Source organism: Bremerella cremea, from assembly GCF_039541315.1.
Taxonomy (GTDB): Bacteria; Planctomycetota; Planctomycetia; order Pirellulales; family Pirellulaceae; genus Bremerella; species Bremerella cremea.
Genome location: NZ_BAABFZ010000003.1, coordinates 1,479,044 through 1,503,426, shown reverse-complemented (window position 1 = coordinate 1,503,426; position 24,383 = coordinate 1,479,044). Strand labels below are relative to the sequence as shown.

Annotated in this window: 20 protein-coding genes; 9 read left to right on the top strand and 11 right to left on the bottom strand. The window is 56.4% G+C overall.

All coding sequences use genetic code 11. The features are described 5' to 3' along the window. The first annotated feature begins 157 nt into the window (after positions 1–157). Both ABD890_RS08415 and ABD890_RS08410 read left to right on the top strand, forming a co-directional pair. Positions 158–2,299: an FHA domain-containing protein gene (locus tag ABD890_RS08415; RefSeq protein ID WP_345087804.1), complete on the top strand. Its 2,142-nt coding sequence runs from the start codon at positions 158–160 to the stop codon at positions 2,297–2,299. A gap of 47 nt (positions 2,300–2,346) precedes the next feature. Further along, positions 2,347–3,780, top strand: coding sequence for a type VI secretion system contractile sheath domain-containing protein (locus ABD890_RS08410; RefSeq protein WP_345087802.1), 1,434 nt, complete (start codon positions 2,347–2,349; stop codon positions 3,778–3,780). Between the two features lie 75 nt (positions 3,781–3,855). On the opposite strand, the gene ABD890_RS08405 is transcribed toward ABD890_RS08410, so the two are convergent. Continuing rightward, the gene (locus ABD890_RS08405; protein ID WP_345087800.1) at positions 3,856–4,818 is read right to left on the bottom strand and encodes a deoxyhypusine synthase family protein; all 963 of its coding nucleotides are present in this window, start codon (positions 4,816–4,818) and stop codon (positions 3,856–3,858) included. 526 nt (positions 4,819–5,344) lie between these two features. Here ABD890_RS08405 and ABD890_RS08400 point away from each other — a divergent pair. The 4 genes from ABD890_RS08400 to ABD890_RS08385 all read left to right on the top strand — a co-directional run bounded on the left by ABD890_RS08400 (position 5,345) and on the right by ABD890_RS08385 (position 8,762). Next, positions 5,345–6,370 carry a DUF1559 family PulG-like putative transporter gene (locus ABD890_RS08400; protein ID WP_345087798.1) on the top strand — a complete coding sequence of 342 codons (1,026 nt, stop codon included), beginning with the start codon at positions 5,345–5,347 and terminating at the stop codon, positions 6,368–6,370. Between the two features lie 58 nt (positions 6,371–6,428). After that, positions 6,429–6,884, top strand: a complete 456-nt coding sequence (locus tag ABD890_RS08395; RefSeq protein WP_345087796.1) for a peptidase associated/transthyretin-like domain-containing protein — start codon at positions 6,429–6,431, stop codon at positions 6,882–6,884. Between the two features lie 120 nt (positions 6,885–7,004). Next, a complete protein-coding gene (locus ABD890_RS08390; RefSeq protein ID WP_345087794.1) occupies positions 7,005–8,027 on the top strand; it encodes a DUF1559 family PulG-like putative transporter in 1,023 nt (340 codons plus the stop codon). A gap of 150 nt (positions 8,028–8,177) precedes the next feature. Then, positions 8,178–8,762, top strand: coding sequence for a DUF456 domain-containing protein (locus ABD890_RS08385; RefSeq protein ID WP_345087792.1), 585 nt, complete (start codon positions 8,178–8,180; stop codon positions 8,760–8,762). Between the two features lie 10 nt (positions 8,763–8,772). Here the strand turns inward: ABD890_RS08385 and ABD890_RS08380 are convergent, their stop codons facing one another. The 8 genes from ABD890_RS08380 to ABD890_RS08345 form a co-directional block, all read right to left on the bottom strand. Next, positions 8,773–9,321 (bottom strand): DUF1697 domain-containing protein, encoded by a 549-nt coding sequence (locus ABD890_RS08380; RefSeq protein WP_345087790.1) that lies wholly within the window; start codon positions 9,319–9,321, stop codon positions 8,773–8,775. Positions 9,322–9,366: 45 nt separating this feature from the next. Next, complete coding sequence (locus ABD890_RS08375; protein ID WP_345087788.1) at positions 9,367–9,756, bottom strand: hypothetical protein; 390 nt, start codon at positions 9,754–9,756, stop codon at positions 9,367–9,369. Between the two features lie 98 nt (positions 9,757–9,854). Beyond that, entirely contained in the window at positions 9,855–10,838 is a 984-nt protein-coding gene (locus ABD890_RS08370) for a DUF1559 family PulG-like putative transporter (RefSeq protein ID WP_345087786.1), read from the bottom strand. Positions 10,839–11,039: 201 nt separating this feature from the next. Continuing rightward, on the bottom strand, positions 11,040–12,821 hold the full coding sequence (locus ABD890_RS08365) for an amidohydrolase (protein WP_345087784.1): 1,782 nt from the start codon (positions 12,819–12,821) through the stop codon (positions 11,040–11,042). After that, a complete protein-coding gene (locus ABD890_RS08360; protein WP_345087782.1) occupies positions 12,790–13,374 on the bottom strand; it encodes an antibiotic biosynthesis monooxygenase in 585 nt (194 codons plus the stop codon). Before ABD890_RS08360 ends, ABD890_RS08365 begins: the two co-directional genes overlap by 32 nt. 91 nt (positions 13,375–13,465) lie before the next feature. Beyond that, complete coding sequence (locus ABD890_RS08355; protein ID WP_345087780.1) at positions 13,466–14,137, bottom strand: hydrolase; 672 nt, start codon at positions 14,135–14,137, stop codon at positions 13,466–13,468. 77 nt (positions 14,138–14,214) lie between these two features. Further along, positions 14,215–14,694 carry a MarR family winged helix-turn-helix transcriptional regulator gene (locus ABD890_RS08350; RefSeq protein WP_345087778.1) on the bottom strand — a complete coding sequence of 160 codons (480 nt, stop codon included), beginning with the start codon at positions 14,692–14,694 and terminating at the stop codon, positions 14,215–14,217. An 87-nt stretch (positions 14,695–14,781) separates the two neighbouring features. Further along, positions 14,782–15,390 (bottom strand): antibiotic biosynthesis monooxygenase, encoded by a 609-nt coding sequence (locus ABD890_RS08345; protein WP_345087776.1) that lies wholly within the window; start codon positions 15,388–15,390, stop codon positions 14,782–14,784. A 674-nt stretch (positions 15,391–16,064) separates the two neighbouring features. Here ABD890_RS08345 and ABD890_RS08340 point away from each other — a divergent pair. Continuing rightward, positions 16,065–16,916 carry a hypothetical protein gene (locus tag ABD890_RS08340; RefSeq protein ID WP_345087774.1) on the top strand — a complete coding sequence of 284 codons (852 nt, stop codon included), beginning with the start codon at positions 16,065–16,067 and terminating at the stop codon, positions 16,914–16,916. Between the two features lie 134 nt (positions 16,917–17,050). On the opposite strand, the gene ABD890_RS08335 is transcribed toward ABD890_RS08340, so the two are convergent. After that, positions 17,051–19,339 carry an SHD1 domain-containing protein gene (locus ABD890_RS08335; protein ID WP_345087772.1) on the bottom strand — a complete coding sequence of 763 codons (2,289 nt, stop codon included), beginning with the start codon at positions 19,337–19,339 and terminating at the stop codon, positions 17,051–17,053. A gap of 302 nt (positions 19,340–19,641) precedes the next feature. After that, positions 19,642–21,837: an alpha-glucan family phosphorylase gene (glgP, locus tag ABD890_RS08330; protein WP_345087770.1), complete on the bottom strand. Its 2,196-nt coding sequence runs from the start codon at positions 21,835–21,837 to the stop codon at positions 19,642–19,644. A 668-nt stretch (positions 21,838–22,505) separates the two neighbouring features. Between glgP and ABD890_RS08325 the strand changes: the two genes are divergently transcribed. Then, entirely contained in the window at positions 22,506–23,585 is a 1,080-nt protein-coding gene (locus ABD890_RS08325) for an acyl-CoA dehydrogenase family protein (protein ID WP_345087768.1), read from the top strand. A gap of 72 nt (positions 23,586–23,657) precedes the next feature. Then, on the top strand, positions 23,658–24,326 hold the full coding sequence (gene cysC, locus ABD890_RS08320) for an adenylyl-sulfate kinase (RefSeq protein WP_345087766.1): 669 nt from the start codon (positions 23,658–23,660) through the stop codon (positions 24,324–24,326). The last annotated feature ends 57 nt before the right edge of the window (positions 24,327–24,383 follow it).

Genomic DNA, 24,383 nt, shown 5'->3' with positions numbered 1-24,383 from the left:
AACTATCTGGCGCAATCACCGACACTTACGGTAGGGCGTGTTTTAAACTTCATCCAGGGTTGGTCTTACGTCGTATTTGTTTGACGGGTCAGATCGATACTGATCTAATCGAATTCCTGCAATCGTTCCCCCTAAAATTAGGTGCAGATTCAACATCATGTTGGTTGTCCTCGAGGTGGTCGTTGGTGCTCAACTTGGGCGCCAAGTTAAAGTGCCGCAAGATCAGACATGCAAAATCGGACGCACAAATTACGCCGACGAGGCGTTCGCGGACGATGTCATGATGTCTGGCCAACACTTCGAGGTACGCAACGACGGTAAGTATTGCTGGCTACGCGATCTCGATAGCCGCAACGGAACGCGTGTCGATCACGAGTTCGTCAAAGAAAGCCTCGTCCTGCATGACGGCCAGAAGATCTATGCAGGCCGCACCGAGTTTCTCGTCCGTATCTCTGGCGGCGCCAAGAGCCCTTACGAATCAACTAATCTGGGGCTGATCGAACCAGTTCAGAATCAATCGCTGTTGTCTTCGGAGTATGGCAGTCAGGCCATCGAAGGGAGCGATCCTCGTTTCTCCAGCAGTGGCTCGCCGGGCGTTAATCCTGCGGCATCGTCTGGTCTGCCGAAAGACGACGCGGCCGGTCTGCCGATCGCTGGTTCCTCACTGGGAGACTCGGGCACCGATCCCGCTTCGCCACCGAACTTTCCCACCGTGCGAAGCGACGTCCATCCGAATGATTTGAGTAACCCGACGGCAAAGAGCCCTCCTTGGTCGCAATCGCCTCCGCCGCCGATTGTGCCGGGGCAACCCGTGCCAGGTCAGGTAACGCCCGGCTTGCTTCCACCGGGGACGCCCCCTACGGGACCATTCGTGCCGCCCGAGAATCGCAAGCGAGGTGGCGACGACGCTCCGATCTTTAAGTTTGCCAAGGGGGGACCTGGTTCGCCTATGGGACCTCCTGGCGGAAGTCCATCGCCAGGCAACTTTCCTCCTTTCAGCCCAACGCCACCATCGCCCGTTTCGCCTGGCATGCCACCGGCTGGCAACTTTCCGCCGCCGCCTCGGCCCGTTCCACCCGGCACCCCGATTGGTCCGCCAGGGACGCCACCGACAGGACTTCCGAATATCGAAGAACGGGACGACATCCCGAACTTCATGAACCTTCCGCCTCAGAATCCTCCATTCAAGCAGCCGCCCGGCGAAGGTAAGTTCGGGCCGATCGAAGAACCAAAGTCGCCGCCATGGGAGGCCCAACTAGGTCTGTCGTCTGGTGCCAATCCCAACCTCGATTTCGGCGACGACGAATTCGGTCCGCACCAGGGACCGTCGCTTGATTTCGATGACGAAGCGGACGACGACCCAGTGCTGGGGAAGCTGCGGGAAAGTGGCACCGAAAGTCCCGGCTTTGCACCGCCGGCTAGACCTGGCAACTTCAATCCGAACCTGGTCGGCTTCTCGAACGACGATCCGGTCGCCCGAGAAGTCCCTGGCCTCAATCCTGATGTCTCGATTCCCTCGAACATCGAACCGCCGCCACGCTTTCACGAGCCCCAAGCCGCAGACGGCGGCAACTGGCGAAACCCTGATTATGCTTCGGCCGATCTGCCTGATGCCGACATGCCGGGTAAAGCGACCGATGCGTCGGCCCCTGCGGCGATGGAATCGGTTCGCGGACTTTGTTTTCGCGAAGAGACCACGGTCTCTGGCTATCCGATTTATCAAAGTATTCTCGAAGGAACGCCGGCGGTTCCTTTCTCGCCATTCGCCATGATTCGCGAGCTGTCGCGCGTGGCTCGTCCTGTGTTGTCGATTCATTTTCTGCGTGCTGAAAAGCCAATTCCCGAAGGACTGGGAGGCGTGCCGCTACGTGGGGACCTCGACGAGAAGTTCGCGGCACTTGGCGGGCCGATGCTTTACTGCCCGGAAGACCTCGAGCCGTTTCGCGAGATCGTCGACGAGATGTGGGGCCTCGATGCGATCAGCCTTTTGTTCACCTCTGGCGATCCGCAGCAGATCGTCGATCATTTCCGCGCTGGCCTGTTCGGACCTTCCCGTGGTGACCAGCCGAGTGCCGCGCCGGGACCGCAATTCTTCGCGGTCTTCTCTCCCAATTTGCTGACGACTTTCCTGAGCCAACGCGATCAGGAAACGGTCGATCAATTGCTCGGTCAGCCTGTCGAAGCGATTTTGACCGAAGTGGCGGACATGCCTGATAGTTGGCAACTGTTCACACGCAAGTCATGGGCTGAGCCACTTCAGAAGCTGGGACTGAATCGCGTCGTTGAACAGACCGGCTAAGTGATCTCGCAAAGCAATTCTTCGAATCGCATCGACGGGGGAGTGGCATGGCAGGAATCAAGGTTGGCAGTGCGCTCGCCCCGGCAAAGATGAAAGTCGACGAACAAGTCCCGCTGTATATTCTGCTAGTGGGCAATTTCCATGGCAGTGGTCAACCGAAACGTTCGACGCCGATCGAAGTCGATCGAGACAACATCTACGAACTGCCGGCGGAACTCCAGGTTCGCCTCGAAGGTATTCTGGCATCGTCCGCTGGGGCTACGCAGTCAATCGATTTCGAGGAATTCGACGACTTTCAGCCCGATGCTTTGGTCGAAAAGCTCGAACTGTTCGAGCAGTTTCGGACCCTTCGTCGACGTTTGAAAAATCCCAAGCACTTCGACTCCGCAGCGGCGGAAGTCTTGGCCTGGGGAGACAACGCGACGGAGGCTTCCAGTGAGGTCCCTGTTTCGCCGGCCGCTCCAGGATCGGAAGATCTGTTTGCTGATGTGCTGGCTCAATCGGTCGACGTCGATCGTTCGCCACTGGAAAGCGGAAACTGGCAGGCCTTCATTCAGAAGGTGCTCGCCGACAGCAAGATCGAACGGGTCGATCCTCGCGAGGACGACCTGGTTGCCTTGGTCGACCAAGCCATTGCCGAAACAATGCGGGGAGTACTTCGCAGTCGCAGTTTTCGTCAACTGGAAACTACTTGGCTCGGTCTTAAATGGCTAACGTTCTACGTCGAGACCCATGCCAAGCTGAAGATCTTTGTGCTCGATATCTCGACCGAAAGCTTCCAGTCCCAACTCGACGCCGCCGATTGGAGTGTGACGGCGCTAGCCCAGCAGATCACTCGACCGTGGCAAACGCCTGGGGCAACCCCTTGGGGCCTGATTGGCTGTCTGTTTCCGTGGAGTTCGAACCAGGACGACCTGATTCGGTTGTCTCGGTTCGGAGACATCTGCCAGGAAGCGGGCGCGGCGCTGGCCGTGGAGCTGCAAGGAAGCGAAGCCGATTGGCTCTCGACCGAAGAGGCGAAACAGGAAACCTGGAATCGCAATCGTTTGACGCGGCCTATGCAAAGCATCGCAGGGCTATGGCCACGCGTGCAGTGGCGGCTTCCGTATGGAAAGAAAACGAAGCCGGTCGAATCATTCGCCTTTGAAGAAGTCCCCCCGACAGGCCAGGCCGACTTGGTTTGGGGAAGCCCCGTCTGGTTGGCGTTGGCGGCGATCGCGCAAGGTTACCACGAATTCGGCTGGAAACTCGACACTTCGGCCGTCAGTCAGTTCACCGACTTGCCACTCTACTTCAATCCCAATGGGGATGGCGACGCTCATCCTTGTGGCGAATATCTGCTGACCGATTCGCAGATCGAACATTTGATGCAGATCGGTTTGAGCCCGATCGTTTCGTTCAAGAATCAGGACCGCGTCCAGCTTCGTGGTATTCAGTCTTTGGCAGGCGGACGATGGCTTGGTCCTTGGTCGAGCCCCTGACGCATCGCGCACGAAAAAAGCTGCCTGAGCGTTCGCCCAGGCAGCTTCCACTTTGTCTTCGAGCTCGCGTTTGACTTACTGACCGAGGATGTACGAGAACATCAGCGGAGCGACGATCGAGGCGTCGGAGTTGATCATGTACTTCGGGCTGTCTTTGCCCAACTTGTACCAGGTGATCTTTTCGTTCGGGACCGCACCGCTATACGAACCAAACGAAGTGGTCGAGTCCGAGATCTGGCAGAAGTAGCTCCACAGATTCACGTCTCGCTTTTCGAGATCCTGCAGGATCAGCGGAACGGCACAGATTGCGAAGTCACCAGCGATACCACCACCGATCTGGTAGAAGCCGATGCCCTTCTTTTCGTGCTCGAGGTACCACTTCACCAGGTCTTGCATCATCCGCGTACCAGGGTGGATGACGTTGTGCGACGACAACGTGCCATCGTAAACGCGGGCAGCGAAGATATTGCCTAGCGTCGAGTCTTCCCAACCGGGAGTGAAGACCGGAATGCCTTTTTCATAGGCGGCCAGCACCCAGCTATGTTCGGCTGGAATCTGGTAATGCTCTTGCAGCTTGCCATCCTTCAGCAAACGGAAGAAGTAATCAGTTGGGAAGTGCTGCTCCCCCTTTTCGTCCGCTTCCTTCCAGTATTCGAGTAAGTTGTGCTCGAAGTGGCGAATGACCGTTTCCGGAATGCAGGTATCGGTAACGCGATTGAAACCATCTTCTCGAAGCTGGAACTCGTCTTCTGGCGACAGGTCGCGATAGTTGGTGCACATCGCGTAGTCGTCGTGGGCGACGAGATTGAAGAAGTCTTCTTCGAAGTTGGCAGCCGTGCAACTGATGGCGTGCACCTTGTCGGCACGGATCATCTCGGCCAGAGAAATACCCAGTTCGGCCGTGCTCATGGCACCGGCAATCGACATGAACATCTTGCCACCTTCGTCGACCATCGACTTGTAAGTCTTGGCCGCATCCAGCATCTCGCGAGCGTTGAAATGGCGGTAATGCTTCTCCATAAACGCGCTGATGCTCATCGTGTGCGACTCCTGCAGAAAACGGAAAGATTGCACCGCCGCCAATCGCACTTCGCGATACAGCCGGACGGACTGTTTTGAGGCGGACGATTATATCAGCGAGCCAAGGCGAGGAAAATTAGCCACGCGGCTCCCTGGCTCTTCCCACTGGCAATCTTCATCGATCCGCACTGAATTTGCCCGCCAGACATCCACTTGAGGCTACGGGTTTAGCGGTACCTGGTTAGTGATGGGCCATATCCGCCCCATGATCGCAATAAATCTCAAAAGTAGTGATAGGCGGAAATTGATGTATTTTCTGGAGTAAATACTGCAGAGGGGGATTCGTTTACCTAGATTTCGTGTAAAGCGCAAAATGCACAAAAATCAAATAAAGTGGTTTGCTTTGTATTCAACGGGGGCTGTAGCATGCCCCAAAGGTTGAGGTTTTCTTTTCTGACTCGGCGTTCGTCGGGTTTCTCACTGCGCAGCTTACCCCAAATTGCAGTCTTCCTAATTCTTCCATATCTCGTAGAGGAACAGAGTTATGTCATGTAGAAGGTCTCTGAGCGGATTCACGCTCGTCGAACTCCTGGTGGTGATCGCTATTATCGGTGTATTGGTCGCCCTGCTACTTCCGGCCGTCCAATCGGCCCGAGAAGCAGCACGTCGAGCGCAATGTACCAATCAGATGCGGCAGCTTGGGCTGGCCATTCACAACCACCACGACTCTCATAAGTTCTTTCCAACCGCAGGCCGAGGATGGGACTATTTGCCCACGTTTAATGTCGATCACGACCAGACCGATGGCAGCCCACTGGTGGGTGCTCAGCAGGAAGCGGGATGGCAGTATCAGATCTTGCCCTACCTGGAACAGATGAACGTTTATCAGGGGGATAATTACGGCACGGCCGAAGAACGAGGCCATCGCATCGCCGAAGCAGTGATTCAAACCTATTACTGCCCCAGTCGCCGGGCCGCCGCGCCGACGCCCCAGTCGTATCGCCAAAGCAAATATAAGAACGTCGCGATGACGGTCCCTTCCGGCACGCACGAGATCGGCAAGTCGGACTACACCGCATGCTGCCGAGACTCGCGTCCGCGAGAGCTGAACACCACGATGCCGAGCCAGTTCTCGGACGACTCGACTTCGCTCTACAACGTCGGCTTCAACGATATCAGCAACGGCTATGGTTGGGCGAAACGGACTGAGTACTGGAGTGGCGGTAAGACCGGTACGCTCACCTTCAGTGGGATCTCCGATGGTTCGTCGACGACTCTCTTCATTGGCGAGAAGCGAATGCAGGTCGGATATATCGGCCAGAATCCTGGCAACGACGACAACGGCTGGGTGAGTGGCTGGGACAACGACTCGGTCGCCTTGGCCGGACGTCTGCCAGGGCCAGATGCGCCAAATGTTCCTTACACCGACGCGTTCGGTTCGGCCCATCCTAGCGGATTCAATGCCTTGTTTGGGGATGGAAGTGTTCGACAGATTCCGTACGGTGTCGACGTTGTGGTGCTGGTTCGCATGTCCCACGTCGCCGACGGCCGTTCGTACAAAGACCCGTAATCATGAAGGTCTGAAGTGCGCGGATTCCAGAATATTCCACAATGGGAGGAACCATCACGTGAAACAAAAGTATTCCATTCTAAGCATGGCGTTGATCGCCCTGGCAGGACTTGTCTTCAGTGGCTGTGGCAGCGGCGGAAACCAGGTAAAAGTATCGGGGCAGGTCGTCGAAAACGGCCAACCAATCCCAGTCCCGAATTACGAAGAAGGAGTGAACAACGTTGCGTTGGTCTTCGTGCCGCTCGACGAATCGGGCGAGATGAAAGACGAAGCGGCCCATGGTGCGAACGCATCGGAAGATGGCAAGTTCACCGTAACCGGCAACATGGGGAACGGCATTCCTCCGGGAAAGTACCGCGTGGCAGTGCGTATGACCAGTATGTCCAAAGATGGCATGGCCAGCGACGATGCCTGGAAGGGGAAGTATGGTCCGACTTCCTCCCCGTTTGTGTTTGACATTAGCTCCAGCACAAAAGACCTGAAAATCGATCTCGCCGAGGCTCCCAAGTCATAGGCGATTCGAGTTGGGGCATCTTCAGTGACTTAGAAAGGCCGCGCTTCGCCCCAGGGTGGCCGCGGCCTTTTTCTATCGTGTCGAACTTGTCATTCCATCATCTATTCAGGATGTTGTTCCATGAAAAACTATCGAGGTTTCACCCTGGTCGAACTGTTGGTGGTGATCGCCATCATCGGGGTGTTGGTTGCTTTGTTATTGCCGGCGGTGCAATCGGCCCGAGAAGCGGCACGACGAACGCAGTGTGCCAACCATATGCGTCAGATCGGCCTGGCAATCCACAATCATCACGACACGCACCAGCACTTTCCAGCAGGTGGACGCGGGTGGCAGCACTTTCCGACGTTCAATGTCGATTGGGGACAGTCGGGAGGAAGTCCCGAAGTCGGCATCAAGCAGGAAGCAGGCTGGATGTATCAGATTCTGCCTTACCTGGATCAGATGAATGTCTACCTGGGTGACAATCACGGGACCGTTGAAGAACGAGGCATCCGGATCTATGGTGCCGTGATTCCCACCTTCTATTGCCCCAGTCGCCGAGCCGCCGCGGCCACCCCGCGTAACATCACCCCCAGCCTTTACCGCAGTGTCGACGTGGGGGCGCCTTCCGGCATGTATGAAGTTGGTAAGAACGATTACACCGCCTGTTGTGCTTCGGATCGCCCTCACGAGTTGAAGAACATCTTGCCGAGCAAATACCCGGACGACAACGCCCTGAATAACGCCGGTTTCCGCTCGATCTCGAATGGATACGGCTTCATCAAGCGTACCGAGTACTGGCATCCCGATGGTCCTCGAAACACTGGCCTGTTGACTTTCTCTGGGATCCCCGACGGCTCGTCGACGACGCTGTTTGTGGGGGAAAAGCGGATGGCGGTTTCGACGATCGGCCAAAATCCTGCGAATGATAACGAAGGCTATGCGTGCGGCTGGGACCAGGACACTATCGGTCGTGCCGACATGCTTAGCGGTCCCGATCTTCCGTCCATCGTATCGACCGTGGCCTACGGCTCGGCGCACCCAGGGGGGTACAACGCGTTGTTTGGTGACGGCAGTGTGATCAATCTGGCGTATGGTATCGATGTCGAAGTTCAGGCCCGCATGGGGCACATCGCGGATGGCCGGTCGTTCAAGATGCCGTAAATCGAACTGTCCGTAAGTCAACATGGGGCGAACAGGCTGGCTTGAACTTCATCAGGTCAGCCTGTTTTTTTCTTTTTGGCCCCCGATACTGGCACATCTTTCGCGAATAGAATAACGCCTCCATTGTTGTTTTGTTCCGAGGATGTCTCCATGGTTTACGTTGCCGCGACCTTGTTGCTGTTGGCCAATATGACGGCCTGGGTATCGACCCTGATTACTCTGCCTGGCAACTGGATCTTGTTGCTGTTTACCTTTCTCTACGCCTACTTCCTGCCGGCTGAATATTACCCGCGTGTCAGTTGGACCGTGGTGATCGTAATGGCCGTGTTGGCGATCCTTGGCGAAGTGCTCGAGTTCCTCGCAGGTGCCGCCGGAGCTGCCAAGCAAGGGGGAAGTCGCTGGGGGATCGTGCTTTCGCTGGTTGGGGCATTTGTCGGAAGTTTGACCGGCGCGATCATGCTGAGCTTTGTCCCGGTGATCGGAACCATGATCGGCGCGCTGCTGGGTGGCGCTTTGGGAGCATTCGGGGGTGCTTGGGCTGGGGAACATAGCAGCGAGAAGACACACGAAGAACGCTGGGCGATCGGCAAAGGAGCATTCGTCGGGCGCATCATGGGGACGGTCGGTAAGCTGGCCGTTGGCGTCATCATGCTGGTGCTGGTGACGCTTGACTCGTTCTTCGATCTTTCGGCCCGACCGATTGTGACCGAGGCCGTTTCAATGTTGTCGCCTTAGCGGGCGACAACTACGCCAGATACTTTGCGTGCAGCTTCCGAACCGTGTTCATGTTTCGCATGGTACTGGTCGGCAGTCTCAAGGCTTTCATCTCGGGCAGATTCCACACCTCGGAATCGGACATCTTGCCATAGCGTAACCAGAAGATCTCGCGACCAACCACACGGAAGAGGTCTTCATCCGTCTCGATCGCTTCCAAGGCTTTGGTGGTCTTCGGCGGCAGAGGTTTCGCGAGAAACGAAACGTGCATGTTCCAGCCGTCGTCGTTCTGCTGCGGAAAGATCTCGGCTACAGCGATCTCGCGAACCTCGGCCGCGGTTCGGACGAAGGTGTCAACTTCGTACCCGAGCGAGTGCTGTAGGTGATCGGCGATTTCGCTCGCCAGTTTGGCGTCGCTTTTCTTAGCCGTCTGAAAGATGACGTTGCCGCTGGCGATGTAGGTCTCGACCTCGTCGTAACCCAGCTCTTCGAAGTGACCACGCAACTGATCCATTGAAAGCCGGCGTCGCCCGAGGTTCAGCCCACGCATGAATGCAACGTATTGAGATCGTTTTGCCATGCCGCTGTTCTAGCAGACAAGCAGAAGGCTGACGAGTTCTTCCAACTAGTTCTTCAGGTCGAAGTCGAAGCTGGTTTGCGAGTCCGAAACCGAAGCCTTCAGTTCCGATGTCCGCACCGAGTGGTACTTGGCTGGGATGCTATTGTCGTACTTCTTCATCGGTGGTGAGTTCGGATTCTTGGAAGCAACTTCGACCATCGAAGGCTCGACGGCGACCTGGTATTCCCCGGTCGGAATCGAAACCTGATAGGTACCGTTGCCGACGTCGCTGCGGCTGGCGTAACCGGTCGCCGGGTTTTCAAACGAGATCGAGCCGCCTTGGACAGGCTTGCCATCCCTGGTGACATTGCCCGTTACGGTGACCATGTGCGGGCCTGCGGGGCCACAACCGACAATCAACAACAAGGCAGAAGCAAGCAGAAGGAACTTGGACATGACGACTCAGATTGGAAGAGCAGGGGGCGAGGTGATGTGAAGAATGCCTCGTAAGTGACGCGGCCACTTGCGTCACTTACGAGTTCAAACGCATTGCCTTACGGCAGTTGGACCACGTTGCCATCGTCGCGATCGGCCAGGTTCTTGCCAACATTCACGTCGAGCGTTTCAGGCAGAAAGCGAATCGAGGCATCCGACACAATGACCAACGCACCACCTGGGTGAGCCGATTGAATGGGCGTGTTGCAGGCATCGGCCTTGGCCCAGTTGCCACCGATGACACTGGTGCCGATTCCCTGACGAACCGTCGTGATGTTCCAACAACGCGTATCTGCGCCCCACGATCCGTCGGTGCCATTCGGCCGGGCCGTGATCTTAGCGCCCATGTACCAGCCACTCACCGGATGGCCACGCCCATCAAAGGTCTTGTTGCTGCCGTCGGTGGTGAAGCCAGATTGTTCAGCGATGCAGAACGTGTTCGACGTGCCATCCGTGATGTCGCGGAACGAAGTTCCGACGAAGTTACGGAACACACCACCATCCGAGATGTAGCTACTGTTCGTTGCCGCATGATCGGTGGTGATATGGTTGTCGCTACCAGCGATCAGGATGTAGTCGGTCTGCTGGATCGAAACGGTATCGCCCGAAGGACCAGCCGTTTCAAAACGAGGGAGTGGACTCGAAGGGCACCAGTAACCGTCGACCGAGATGTCTTTCAAGATCGCTCGCAACGGACTCGATCCGGTCGACCCCAGCCAGAAGGTCATGCGGAAATTGTTCGAGGTGGTCTTTATCTGATTGAACAGAGCACCTTGTTCCATGAAGGGCAACAACGAAACCCAGGCGGTCGGGCCGTGCGCGCCTGTGTTGGCCGCGCCGGCGATCGACGAAGGTGGGAACGTGTTGAAGGTGTCGTGATAGTTGTGCAGAGCCAACCCGATCTGTTTCAGGTTGTTGCTGCAGCTCATACGACGGGCTGCCTCACGAGCTTGTTGGACTGCCGGCAGCAGCAAAGCGATCAACACACCAATGATGGCGATCACCACCAATAGCTCGACCAGCGTGAAACCTCTTCTTTGCATGACGGGGCGTCCTTGTGCAGCGGGCAATAAAAATAAATATTCGCGCGAATATTTTCAGTTTATGCCCACTTTGGGAATGGACAATGGCTGTTTGTCAGTTAGCGTGAAAATCAGCCATGAAATTGCATTGATAGAGGAGTGGATCTTGTCGCTGTACTCCCGTAAGGAGGGGTGAGCTTCACGCTAAACCGCTCTTCAGAACTAGATGCCGCAGCCACAGCCGCTCGACCAGACTCGACCATCGGCCGCCATGATCGGTTGGTGTTGATGTTGCGGCGGTGCTGGTTGCGAGTTGTCGTAGCCGCCGAAGCGAGCTACCGGCGACCAATCGGGACTGACCGCTGGCGGTGGTGGCGCCAGGGAACGGAACTCTTCATTCCCATAGACCACTTTGCCGCCGACCACTGTCATCACACTTTCGAGTCCGCGGATTGCGTCCTCTTCGACCGAGAAGTAGTCGTCGCTCAGCACGGCCAGGTCGCCATAGTGGCCAACACTCAAGGTGCCTTTCTTGTCGTCGTCATGGCTGAACCAGGCACTTCCCGCGGTATAGAGTCGCAACGCTTCTTCTCGCGACAGGCGATCACTTTCGTCATGCATGACCGTGCCGCCGACCGTTTTCGAGGTCACCATCCACCACAAGCATGTCCATGGATGGTAACTCGCAACACGAGTTCCGTCGGTCCCTGCACCGACTGGCAGTCCCATCTGCAGCATCTTACGCAGCGGCGGCTTTCGTTTCACCGACTCGGCCCCGTAGCGGCGAATGTAGTACTCGCCTTGGTACGCCATCCGGTGCTGGGTGGCGATCCCGCCTCCCATGGCCGCGATACGTTCGAGGTTCTGATCGGAAACCGTTTCGGCATGATCGATGAACCAACGCAACTGATCGATTGGTGTGTCGCGATGGACCCGTTCGAAGATGTCGAGAAAGCGTCCGATCGATTCGTCGTAAGTCGCATGGATTCGCCAAGGCCACTTCGATTCGGCCAGCGTGCGAACAACCGCTTCCAGCTCGTGTTCCATCGTCGGACGAAGATCCGGTCGCGGCTGGAGGAAGTTCTCGAAGTCGGCGGCACTCCAAACGAGGTTCTCGCCCGCGCCGTTGACCTTCAGCAAGTCGCTGCCGGCACCTGGGCGAGTCATGCCCAGCCAGCGACGATAGTCATTCAGTTCTTCTCCCGGTTTCTGGGCAAACAGGCTATAAGCAATCCGCAGCGTCAGATGCCCATCGTCATCCAGCTTTTTCACCACGGCGTAATCATCGGGATAGTTCTGCCCGCCGCCGCCTGCGTCGGAAACACTGGTCACCCCGAACCGATTGAGCTCGCGCATGTACTGCCGGGTGGAATTCAATTGGTCTTCGTACGAAAGCTTTGGGGCGTTGGCGATCGTCGAGTAAAGAATCAACGCACTCGGCTCGGCAATCAGCAGTCCGGTAGGATTGCCTTGACGGTCACGAGCAATCAGGCCGCCGGGTGGATTCGGCGTTGTTTTGTCGAAACCAAGTGCCCGAAGGGCCGCCTTGTTGAGCATGGCCGAATCGTAAAGGTGCAGGACGAATACCGGAGTATCGGGGGCGGCCTGGTTGATCTCGTCGAGGGTGGGCATGCGACCTTCGGCGAATTGAAACTCGTTCCAGCCGCCGATGATGCGAACCCATTGCGGCGGCGGCGTATTCTCGGCTTGAACTCGAAGCTGTTCGAGGGCCTGGGCGACGGTTGGCACGCCGTCCCAGCGAAGTTCCAGGTTGTAATACAAGCCGGCGCGAATGACGTGTAAGTGCGAGTCGTTCAGACCGGGAATGACTCGTCGCTGATTCAGGTCGATGACTTTGGTCTGAGAGTCTGCCATCGGGAGGATCTCTGAATCGCTTCCCAAGGCTGAGACTTTGCCGTCGGTGATCGCCACGGCGGTCACTTCCGGCTGAGATGGATCGAGCGTCGTGATCTTACCGTGTTGAAGAATCAGTTGCGGGGTCATGGTCCAATATCCCAATATGAGTAACTGGCGGATGCAGCCAGGGAGCAAAGAAACGAGTCAGTACTGGCATCACAACCCAAGCCAACGTGACGGTGACAAACATGGTTGCCACCGCGGTTGCGAACAGGCTGTGGAGGTTGTCGAGAACTGGGGGCAGCACGATTCCCCAGAACAGCACACTAGGAAAGACGCCCAACCAGGTAATGATGGCCATCTTCCAACGCGGCGGACTCTTCTTCGGGTCACGGAAGAACATCTCGAGCCCATCGATCTTGCGACGCGTCGCTTCTTCCACCACCATCGATTTGGTGCGTTCGTGAAAGTTGCGAAAACGTTCCGAGCGATAAAACGCATCGCACGAGGCCTGATCTTCAAAGGAACGCAAGATACCGTACTCACAGCCAACCGAGCCTGGGACCGGCGCCAACAAAAGGACGCCTGCAGTGCCTGGTTCGTGAAGCGAGTCGCGAGCGAACTCTCGTAGAGCGGTTTCGTAATCCGCTTCTCGACCAGGACGGGCTTCGTGCGTGATGGCAACATGGACGCGGTTCATGCGTTTCCCTTTTCCGTGAATGCGAAGACAATTTCGCCAACGCCAGGCCAGGGAAGTGCTTGGATCCCTGGCCGCTGATTAACAGCCTGGACTAGGCCAGAACTTTTCGGGCCGGCGAGGCTTTGTGGACCATGGTGTAAGCGTACTCGATCCCCACACCGTATGCCCCGCCATGTTCGCGGAAGATATTCATCAAGGCGTCGTAATGTTCGCGATGAGCCCAGTCACGTTGGAACTCGAGGACGGTTGCGACCGATGTCATCCGAACCGCACCTGCTTGAACCATGCGGGAAAGAGCTGCTTCATGTGCTGCCGGCGAAGTTCCGGCCGAGGCGTCTTCGACGACGTAGATGTTGTACCCTTCGGCCAGCATGTTCAGCGTCGGCCAGGTAATGCAGACCTCGGTCCATAAGCCGCTCAGGATGACATTCTTCTTACCGGTCGCTTTGATGGCATCGCGGAACGCAGGCGTATCCCACGAATTCATCCCGGTGCGTTCGATTGGCTGCTGGTTCGGGAAGATATCGAGCAGTTGCGGCCACATGGGACCACTGAACGACTCTGTTTCGACCGTCGTCAGAATGGTAGGGACACCAAACTCTTTGGCACCCTTGGCCAGCATCAAGACATTGTTCATCAGCAGTTGACGGTCGATACCGCTGCTGACACCAAACGACATCTGCGGTTGGTGGTCAATGAAAACCAACACGCTGTTGTCTGCCGTGATCAGTCCGCCGTCGGTGTTTGCGAGAATGTTAGCCATGGTTCAAAATCCTTCAGTTTGAAAAAGTGAGTTGCAACAGATATTGAGTTAAAAAAATTCAATTGAGAGACCGGAGGTCATCTTCGAGCACGAAACAACAGCTCGCTAAGCGAGTTCAGTTCCTTTTGGGTGAGGTCCTGGAATTGCGATTCGTGCAGTTGATTGATGGGAGCATCGAGCTCTTGGAGTATCGATTGTCCCTTCTCGGTGAGCGAGACCCACACCACGCGGCGATCGTCTTCGCTGCGATTGCGATCGACAAGCCCGGCAGCCACCATTCGTTCGACTAGCCGAGAGATGTCGGTCTGCAGCGAGATCATCCGTTCCGCGATCTGATAGGTCTGCATCGGCTTGCCTTCGCCACGCAAAATGCGGAGGGCATTGTATTGCGGGTCGGTCAGGCCGTGCTCTTTGAGCAGTCGCGAAACCTGAGTCGAAAGCAGGGCATGCGTTCGCATCAGGTTCAGATAGGCTTCCTGACGAGGACAGTTGAACGAAGTTCGCTTGCCGATCTCGTTGGCCAATCCGTTTCGCGTGTTGTCATGTTTGCTGCTCATGGGTGTAGTTATACGGTGTCCCGTATTGTGTTGCAACAGATAAAATTGCCAAATGATCGAAATGGCTCAACAGAGGGGGGACAGGTTCTAGCCCGGAACGGCTTCTTGCTCGGGAAGTCCCAGCGGACGATGCGTGCTCGCGAAGTCTTGGATCACTGGCTTCGGTCCGTCGGGGTAAAGCCATGGGCGGAACAGCTTGGTAAGAAACGGCATGATCACCCACGCCAGCGACGCGACAACGGCCACGTTCACGATCGCTCGGATCAGAAGGTCGTGCATGAAGCCGATCATCGGTGGGATCGTCATCGAGAAGAGCAGGGCACTCGGATAGACGCCCAGCCAGGTCACAACAAACATCTTCCAACGCGGCGGACTTGTTTTCGGATCGCGAAAGAAACCTTCCAGCCCATCGAGTCGATGACGCTTGGCATCATCGGCCACCAATGGTCGCGTGCGACGATGGAACTCTCGGTAGCTTTCCGAGTGATAGAAGGCGTCGCAAGATTCCTGACTGTCGAATGTGCGGAGGATGCCATACTCTTTGCCCAGAGACCCAGGTACCGGAGCGAGGAGCAACACACCTGATACGCCTGGTTCGTCGAGCGACTTCTTGGCGAACTCGCGCAGCGCTGCTTCGTATTCGACTTCTTTGCCAGGCTTAGCCTGATGCGTGATGGCGATATGAAACTGGCCCATGGGTTCGACTTCTAGCTAGGAACTCATTAACGACGAATCAAAACGATTCCGATCTTTCCTGCAGCGTCCCGGGGGCAGGGGCTACTTGAAAATATGGACCATGAATCGAGGGTCGCCAATTTTCAGCCGAGATCTCTTTCAGGAAAGCGGAAACGAGGTGCAAACAATACACCAATTACGTCCTGGCAGGTGGTCGATTCGAAGCCATCTCGCGAGGTTCATCCGATATTCATGCCATGTTATCGATAGCATTCCAACGACTTTCCCTTAGCCGCTTTCAACGGGGATGAATCGCGCGGTGATCTCACTTGTCGCGGATTACCGATCTCGATCGCACAGACGATTGCTGGTGGTGGCATCGGCGACATCGGTACTGGTTCTTGAGTGCGCGTGTGGAAGATTGCACTCGTAACGCTCAGACTTGCTGGTCGATCAGGCATCCAGCCTCGGCAATCGGAGGCTCTGGTAATTTCTTGGCCACCTCCGCCGCGTTCTTCGCAGTCGGCAATTACAGTCAGATCTGCGGAAAGAGGCCAGTTTTTCGCTACTTCAAGCTGCGCTGATCAGGCGTCACTAGAAAAGTTGGATAACTTTTGGGGATTCGAAGCAACCGAACCCGCCTTGGGACGTTAATCAGGTCACCAGAAGGTGCAACTTGCTTGAGGAAACATGCTATGTGGCAGATCGCCGCGTCCGTCGGAAGTTATGAGAGTGGAGCGGTAAACCATGCCACCGACGTGAAAACGGTTCAGCGGATGCTGACCGATATTGCTCGAAAGTTGAATGTACCTGCCTTCAGCCCTGGCGGTGTCGATGGGGTGATCGCTCGGATCGCTTCGCAGTCGAGTACCGTCAAAGCGATCACGCAGTTTCAGGTTCGTCGCGTCGGCATGGCCCAGGCCGATCAGCGCATCGACGTCGGTGGCAAGACCTGGAAGGCGATGATCGCCGTGGTCGGTGCCGCCGCGCCTCCACCACCAAGAGCGATTGCCGGCGCAATCACGTTGACCGTTCAGCATGACAATAAGTTCCCGCAGAAGACCAAACGCCAAGGAGGTTTCGCACCAACGTATGGCGGTACTTACGAGTCAAGCTTTGTCTTGTCTGGCGGCGTGACCGGGACGTTTCGCGGTTCGATCTGGCCAGACGACATGACGATCAAAGGGCACGTGATCGACGGCACCTACCCGTTGCATATCGGCTTTCATCAAGGTGGCAACAAAGCGAAGCAAACGGCAGCCGACCTGGTGGTGAAAGAGCAGGGAGTTCGGCCAGGTCTGTTGGTGAATGCTCGAAGTTCGGTCACGGTGAAAAGCGATAACCCGGGCAAGACGATCTCTTCCGGAATCAACGTGCACAATGGTTTCTACAGCGCTAGATTCTCGGATGGCTGTCTGACGCTGCATCCCAACGACTGGCAACGGTTCATGCAGATCTTCATCGATGGCTTTCCCGACATCAACGACTGGCACACGCTGGGAAACAACACCGGCAAACGGATTGGTCAACTGATCGTCAAACCGTAACGCACGACGACTCTTCGATCAGACGGCAACAAGAAAGAAGAAAGGTTGGCTGCGAAGAAGCTCGCGGCCAACCTTTTTCTGTTAGGGCGATCCGTGTGATCAGAGTTGTGAAGCGAAGGCTTCTGGAAATCAAATCACGGAGCGGAACCGGTCGATTTGCCAGGCGTGGACCAAGGGGCGTCGTCTGACGAGGTTTCTGGCTTCGACCAGGGAGCATCGTCGTCGCTTTCTTCGGTCTTCGACTTGTTGCCATCGGCACCACCGGCTGGTTCTGGTGGCGGCTTCAGTTCGCCTGGGATCAGACCACGCGTGGTGATCTGCGTCGTACCGAGCCCGCGGCGATAGTCTTTGTGAATCACGCGCGCCGGGATGTCGGCCCGCGAGAAGAAACTCACGCTGGGGACTTCCCACTTGTTGACGATCTCTTGAATCGACGCGTCACCAAAGATCGTGAAGCGATCCGGTAAACCGCCTCCCATGAAACTGCTCCACAGCACGTCGGAGCCTCGCACAATCTTCAGCGAATACTCGTTGGGGGTGTACGTGACCGACTCGGTTCCTTGGGATCGGTTGAAGTGATCGACGATTTCGTAGGTGGCCGACTGGGTCTTACCCCGCTTCATATCGGCGTACATGGTCACGGTTGGATTTTCGTTGTCGAGGATCCAGTTGTTCTTCTCGATCTTCTCGACCAGGCTGAAATAAACGTCGCGATTCAAGTCGTCGCCGCAACGAACTTCCAGACGGACATGCTCGCCTGGCTTGATGACTTCCAGGTCTTCCCGGTCAATGGCACCGAACACTTCGGCCACCTTTGGACCGGGCAGTTTAACGTTACCAACGGCGAGACCTTCGTTGCGGTTGTTATCGCGAACCGAAGCACCATACACAAGGTGGTCGTTCACCACGTGCACCAGCGGACGCTCACCGTTGCCATGCTTGGTGGTGTGCTCGAACTGGTAGCTCCAGACGACCACTCGCTGCGGAATGCTGAACAGCAGCATCTCGCGATTCGTCTTCACCATCAGCTTGTCGGTCCCCAGCCAGAACATGCTGTCGACCCAGGCCCGGCCGATGTCGTCGGCGTGGTAATAGGTTGGCTCGCTGTTGGCGTCGGTCAGATCCCACACGGCCAGTTGGTTGCGATCGAGCACGGCGGCACGCTTGCCATCTTCACTAATGGCGACCGCTTTGGCCCCGTTCGGGGCTGGGAGCGACGTCAGCATGACGCCGGTCGTTGGGTCGAATACGCGGATACTGCTTTGATCGGGCAGAAACGCATAACGCTTACCACCGCTGAACGACGGGAGCGAGTCGCTTCGTGATTCCTGGCGAAGGCGATATGCGATCGATTTTTCGTCAACGTTCCAGGCGACGTATTCCGACTTGTTCCAACGCTGCAGCACGATCTGCCCGTCGATGATCTTGGCCCAAGGATTGTCCCAGCTTCGTTCGTCGGGGTAAGCTTCCCAGCGGGCGACCGGTTTGACGATCTCGTCGGTGGGCAGCACTTCCCAGATCGCCAGAGCAATCTTCTTGTCGTTGTTGGCGTTGCCACCGTCGACAAAGCTGTAGGTCAACAGGCGATGCGAAGGGGGATGATAGTCCAGCACGTACTCGTCGGGAGGCAGCTTCTGTTGGTTGATGATCTTGCGGTCGGCGATCGAAACCCAGAGCAGCCGCGTGAAAGGATCGACCTTACTGTGCGACCAGCGCGGATGGCATTCACCCGAGGCGAGCACCAGCGATTCTGGTCCACCCACCGGAATGATCACGCCGAACTCTTCGCCGTCAAAGCCGTCACCAATGCGACCGAAAGCCGTACCCCCTTCTTTCAGTTGAAGGTAAGGTGGGATCGGGTCTGGCAGCAGCGCGATGCGTCCACCGTTGGCCTGCAGCGCCAAAGCGAAGCGAGCCCCTTCGACGTCGCCGTAGTTTTCCATCGGCAAGTTTTCAGGTGTTGGAGCGGCAGCGCCACCCAGTTCGCGGCGCATGCGTTCGATATAACTTTGGTCCGATTCGCTCAGCTTGGAGATTGGAACTTCCAACTCGGTCATATCTTCTTTACGGATCTTCAGCGTGTCGCCATAGACTCCCAGCGGAGCGGCCATCACTTTGAATGAACCGGTGGCATCGGTCCAGTTGCGAGCCGGACCAATCGCACCGTCTTCGTAAGCGAAACGAACTGCGCGCGGATTGTAGACTTCGCGACGCAGACTGCCATGCCTGGCCGTTTCAACTTGAAGCTCGCCCCGACGGTTGACGCCGGTGACGGTGCCGTTATTCCATTCTTTGCCGAAGTCGTCCCATACCTGGACGACGTCCCCCACTTTGAACTTGCCTGCTTCTGCCGAGCAAGGGAGCGCCAGCAGGAGCAATAGAGGGATAAATAGCCAGGCCCGTTTCCAATGTTCGAAAGTCATAAGGCTCACCATGCCCATATCGCACGAGATAGAGAAGATAAATGAATGAGAAAATCGTGGTGTTGTTGGAGGGTGTGGCGCGCGGGTTCGCCACGCCGGATGGCCCATCGCCCCAGATCTATGCCGGAGCCGTTGGGGGGTAAGTTGCCAGCCGGAAGCATCTATTATGGCAAGCGAGATGGGGCGTGTCAGGTCGAATTCCGATGAATTGATGCAAGCGTCATCCCTTTTTCGCGCAATAAAAAAAGGACCTGGAATCCAGGTCCTTTTCGTTGTTCTCACAAGCTTTTCAGGGCTGATGACTAGGTAGGCATCTGGCTGCTGAGACCGCCAGCGGCTGGTACGTAGCACAGCTTCGTGTAGTCGGCGACCATGCGGTGAGCACTAAATCGCCAAGCCAGGGTGCTGATGCTGTACATCATCCGTTTGATCCAGTCGCGTGGCAGACCGTCGACATCGCGGTCGTAGTACAGCGGAATGACTTCGTTTTCGAGCACCTTGTAAAGGTCCTCGGCGTCACGGGCATCCTGCTTGGCCGTATCGGTATGGGTGCGACCGGTACCGATGGCGAAGCCGTTACGGCCGTCGTAAGCTTCCGCCCACCAACCGTCGAGGATCGAGCAATTCAAGCCACCGTTGAGGACGACCTTTTGGCCCGAAGTACCCGAAGCTTCCAGAGGCTGACGTGGGTTGTTCAACCAGACGTCCACACCTTGGATCATGTGACGGCAAACGTTGATATCGTAGTCTTCAATGAAGACAATCTTGTCGCGGAACTGCGGATCGTGACGCAGGTTCTGGATCTTCTTGATCTTCGCCTTGCCTGGCTCATCTTTCGGGTGAGCCTTACCAGCAAAGATAAACTGAACCGGACGCTTTGGATCGCTCATCATTTCGACAAGGCGATCGACGTCGGTCAAGAACAAGTCGGCTCGTTTGTAAGTGGCGAAACGACGTGCGAACCCGATCGTCAGGACGTTCGGATCCAGCACGGTTCGTGCTCGTTCCACTGCATCATCGCTTTCACCACGACGGCGACATTGACGCGAGATACGACGACGAACGAACTGCAGCAGCAGGTTCTTCAGCGTGGCGTGGGTTTCCCACAGTTCGCCAGGATCAACTTCATGGATGAACTGCCAGGCATCTGGCTCGCCCATGTGGTGATACCAGCCACTTGGGAAGTGGCGATCGTAAAGCTGTTGCATCTGCCAGGCGATCCACGATGGAATGTGAACGCCGTTGGTGATGTGCCCGATCGGAATTTCTTCTTCAACACGCCATGGCCAGAGGTGAGCCCACATGCTGCGGGAAACGTGTCCGTGCAGTTGGCTCACGGCATTGGCACGACGCGAAGCCTTCAGACCAAGCACCGTCATGCAGAACGTTTCGTGCTGATTGTTAGTGTCGACACGACCCAAGCCCATCAACTGTTCGTGCGAGATGCTGATCGACTCTCGGAGGTGTCCGAGGTGTTCTTCGATCAGTCCGGCGTCGAAGCGGTCGTGACCGGCAGGGACCGGCGTGTGCGTGGTGAAGACCGTTCGCTTGGCAACTTCACGAAGGGCGTCGTCGAAGCTCATGCCATCTTCGTGCATGTGATCTCGAACGGCTTCCAGCGTGGCGAATGCGCTGTGGCCTTCGTTCAGGTGGTACACGCCAGGGGTGATGCCCAATGCCTTCAAAGCCTTGATACCACCAACGCCGAGCACCATTTCCTGACGGATACGGGTACGTTCGTCACCACCATACAGACGGCTGGTCAATTCGCGATCTTCCGGGCTATTGCCGTCGACATCGCAGTCCAGCAGGAACAGTGGCACGCGACCGACATTCATCTGCCAAACCTTGGCCAGCAGCTTGCCACCCTTCAGTTCGACGGTGACGGTGATTGGCTTGCCTTCAGGATCGACGGCATGCTTCATCGGAAGGTTCTCGACTTTGGTGTCTTGATACTCTTCCATCTGATAGCCTTCTTCGTTCAGGTGCTGCTTGAAATAGCCCTGATCGTAGAAGAGGCCGATCGCCACCAGCGGCACGCCCAGGCCACTGGCACTCTTGATATGGTCGCCCGACAAAACGCCGAGACCGCCTGAGTAAATCTGAATCGATTCGTGGATACCGAATTCGGCCGAGAAGTAAGCGACCGGCTTCGATCCGAGCACGCCGGCATGGGTATCGGCCCATGGAGTGCTACTGGACATGTATTCCTTCAACCGACGATAGGCGTGGTTGATACGGCTGTAGAGCACCATTTCGGCGACACGTGTTTCCAGCCGGTCTGGCGTAAATTCTCGTAGCAGAGCGATCGGGTTGTGGTCGAGTTGACGCCAACGGATCGGGTCGAGATCGCGGAACAAGTTGAAGACGTCGGGCTGCCAAGTCCACCACAAGTTGTTGGCCAATGCCATGCACTTCTCGTGCAACTTTTCAGCGGAGAGTTCGACAGGTGCCGTCACGTTTTCGTCTTCAGTTCTTGTCATTTCAGCCTGGCTCATCGCGGTCACCTAACTGGTATGAAAATACAAGGGCTTCAGGTTCGATGCACACTGGCAATGTAGCGAGTTGAAAACCAACACGCGACCCCTGCATGCGATCGCAAAGGAGTCTTTATCGGAGGAAATCGATGCCAGCATCCGAATTCCATCGTTCGTGATCCATCATTCTCTTCGCAGCTTGCCAGCTTGGCGTAGCTTACGGTGAGAGTCGATTCTGTGGGAAGGCCAACCTGAACAGGGAGCAGCCTTTACCATCCTCCTGCTGCATTGCCAACGACGCCGTTTGCGTCGCACTAAGGGATTAACCAATAAGGCATTGCCAAGTCAAATCGGGACGACATCGCTTCGACTAAAACGATGCGTCCATGAGCGGAACAGCTTGGTACGAATCTGCGTGATAGAGTTGTGTGCCGGACGGACGCCCCCTCAGGGACTAAGCGTTGGGCGGCGATCACCCACCAATGAACAGGAGTTTTATGCCTGAGTTAACCGACGACGTGGTCGTGATTTCTTTCCAGAAGCACCATCCTTAACCACCGCTAACTTGTTATTGTGGGGGCGATTGAAATGATGAAGTGAGCAATGATCGGGAAGAAACTTTCTCGAAGCAAACTGGGTGCCAAGCCGCCAGCATTGCTGTCTTAGCCGTGAACGAGGGGAACTATCAAATGTCGTCTAACGAAATCATCACACCCGATTCACCTAATCTTGAGGCACTTTGCGCGCAGCTAAGTCAATTAGCCAATTTCCTGCCTACGGCCCATGACTGGCCCCACGAGCAGCTACAAATTTGTGCACGCATGGGTGTCTTCCGCTGGTTCGTCGCTCAAGAGGATGGCGGTCTCGGGTGGTCGCCCGAGGATGTTGTCCGCGGATACCTCGAGTTGTCGGCCGGCTGTCTCACGACAACCTTCGTCATTACGCAGCGAACAGGGGCGTGTCGCCGGATCGCCAGCAGCGAGAACAGCGGTCTCAAGCGGATGCTGCTGCCGGGGCTGCTTTCCGGTAAAACGTTCGCAACGGTGGGTATCTCGCACCTAACCACCAGTCGGCAGCATCTTGGTAAGCCTGCTTTGCTGGCCAAGGAAGTCGATGGCGGCTTTGTGCTGGAGGGTTACAGCCCTTGGGTAACCGGTGCCAAGAAGGCGGACACTTTAGTCGTTGGTGCCTCGCTGGAAGATGGACGGCAACTCTTGATGGCGATTCCTGCTAAAGGGATTGGGATTAAATTGGGGGACCCGGCCGAGCTGGTTGGACTTTCTGCGAGCCAGACCGGACCGGTTCAGTTCGAACAAGTCTTCTGCCCGACCGAATGGGTCTTGGATGGACCGCGCGAAGACGTCATGAAAAAAGGAAAGGGTGCCAACACAGGGGGCCTGGAAACATCAACACTTGCCGTGGGGCTTTCGCTGGCAGCGTATCGTTTTCTGGCCGAGCAACGCGAGAAACGGGTCGAGTTCGCCGAACCAACCGAGCACTTCGAGGCAGAACTCGAGTCGCTGAAGAACGATTTGATCGCTGCCGCTTCTGGCGACGATCAATGCGACCCGCTTCAGATTCGATCGCGAGCCAACAGCCTCGTGCTGCGAATTACCCAGGCCGCGCTCAGCTCTGCTAAAGGGGCAGGCTACATGGCCAATCATCCCGTGGGACGGTGGTGCCGCGAAGCATTGTTCTTCCTGGTTTGGAGTTGCCCGAGCAACGTGCTGTCTGCGAATTTGTGCGAACTTGCTAGAATCGAGGAATGAGCGTTTACTCCTGAAGGGTCAGGAAGAATCTGGCTCTAGCTTTCCCATCTTCCCCCAATCGTGACGCACCCAATGGAAAAAGTTGAAATCACCTGGCACGATCACCACGTTTCCCGAGCCGATCGAGAAAAGCTGAACGGACATGGTGGTGGTGTGATTTGGTTTACCGGGCTGAGTGGCAGTGGCAAAAGCACCGTTGCCAACGCGGTCGATGGCAAGTTGAATGCGATGGGCATCCATACCTTTCTACTGGATGGCGATAATGTCCGGCATGGGTTAAACGCGAGCCCTGAGATTCTCGAGAAGAAGTATCCGCCGCATCTGGCCAAACGCTTCGGCTTGGGGTTCGACGCTGAAGATCGTTCCGAGAACATCCGCCGAATCGGTGAAGTCTCGAACTTATTCTGCCAGGCTGGGGTATTGGTGCTGACCGCGTTTGTCAGTCCCTATCGCCTCGATCGTCTGCAAGTTCGTCGGATTGTCGAGGGGAGCGGAAGAAGCGGCGACTTCATCGAGGTCTACGTCGATACGCCACTGGATGTCTGCGAGCAGCGAGATCCGAAGGGGCTTTATAAAAAGGCTCGGGCAGGCTTGTTGAAGGGAATGACCGGTATCGACGACCCGTACGAGAATCCGGTCAATCCAGAAGTGCATCTACAGGGTGGTGATTTCGGCGTCGATCAGTTAGCTGATCAGGTCATTGCTCATTTGCGCCGAGTGGGGAAGATCCCCGCGGAATAGCTTGACCATTTCTTGCCCTAGTCCTACAACTAATGGGGTGGATCGCTGCCTTTGAGG

Bases quoted from the DNA above. Each gene is read 5' to 3' on its own strand.
- ABD890_RS08370 (WP_345087786.1), bottom strand. From the start codon at position 10,838: ATGCAAAGAAGAGGTTTCACGCTGGTCGAGCTATTGGTGGTGATCGCC.
- ABD890_RS08410 (WP_345087802.1), top strand. From the start codon at position 2,347: ATGGCAGGAATCAAGGTTGGCAGTGCGCTCGCCCCGGCAAAGATGAAA.
- ABD890_RS08415 (WP_345087804.1), top strand. From the start codon at position 158: ATGTTGGTTGTCCTCGAGGTGGTCGTTGGTGCTCAACTTGGGCGCCAA.
- glgP (WP_345087770.1), bottom strand. From the start codon at position 21,837: ATGAGCCAGGCTGAAATGACAAGAACTGAAGACGAAAACGTGACGGCA.
- ABD890_RS08390 (WP_345087794.1), top strand. From the start codon at position 7,005: ATGAAAAACTATCGAGGTTTCACCCTGGTCGAACTGTTGGTGGTGATC.
- ABD890_RS08385 (WP_345087792.1), top strand. From the start codon at position 8,178: ATGGTTTACGTTGCCGCGACCTTGTTGCTGTTGGCCAATATGACGGCC.
- cysC (WP_345087766.1), top strand. From the start codon at position 23,658: ATGGAAAAAGTTGAAATCACCTGGCACGATCACCACGTTTCCCGAGCC.
- ABD890_RS08350 (WP_345087778.1), bottom strand. From the start codon at position 14,694: ATGAGCAGCAAACATGACAACACGCGAAACGGATTGGCCAACGAGATC.
- ABD890_RS08325 (WP_345087768.1), top strand. From the start codon at position 22,506: ATGTCGTCTAACGAAATCATCACACCCGATTCACCTAATCTTGAGGCA.
- ABD890_RS08335 (WP_345087772.1), bottom strand. From the start codon at position 19,339: ATGACTTTCGAACATTGGAAACGGGCCTGGCTATTTATCCCTCTATTG.
- ABD890_RS08375 (WP_345087788.1), bottom strand. From the start codon at position 9,756: ATGTCCAAGTTCCTTCTGCTTGCTTCTGCCTTGTTGTTGATTGTCGGT.
- ABD890_RS08355 (WP_345087780.1), bottom strand. From the start codon at position 14,137: ATGGCTAACATTCTCGCAAACACCGACGGCGGACTGATCACGGCAGAC.
- ABD890_RS08380 (WP_345087790.1), bottom strand. From the start codon at position 9,321: ATGGCAAAACGATCTCAATACGTTGCATTCATGCGTGGGCTGAACCTC.
- ABD890_RS08400 (WP_345087798.1), top strand. From the start codon at position 5,345: ATGTCATGTAGAAGGTCTCTGAGCGGATTCACGCTCGTCGAACTCCTG.
- ABD890_RS08340 (WP_345087774.1), top strand. From the start codon at position 16,065: ATGTGGCAGATCGCCGCGTCCGTCGGAAGTTATGAGAGTGGAGCGGTA.
- ABD890_RS08360 (WP_345087782.1), bottom strand. From the start codon at position 13,374: ATGAACCGCGTCCATGTTGCCATCACGCACGAAGCCCGTCCTGGTCGA.
- ABD890_RS08365 (WP_345087784.1), bottom strand. From the start codon at position 12,821: ATGACCCCGCAACTGATTCTTCAACACGGTAAGATCACGACGCTCGAT.
- ABD890_RS08405 (WP_345087800.1), bottom strand. From the start codon at position 4,818: ATGAGCATCAGCGCGTTTATGGAGAAGCATTACCGCCATTTCAACGCT.
- ABD890_RS08345 (WP_345087776.1), bottom strand. From the start codon at position 15,390: ATGGGCCAGTTTCATATCGCCATCACGCATCAGGCTAAGCCTGGCAAA.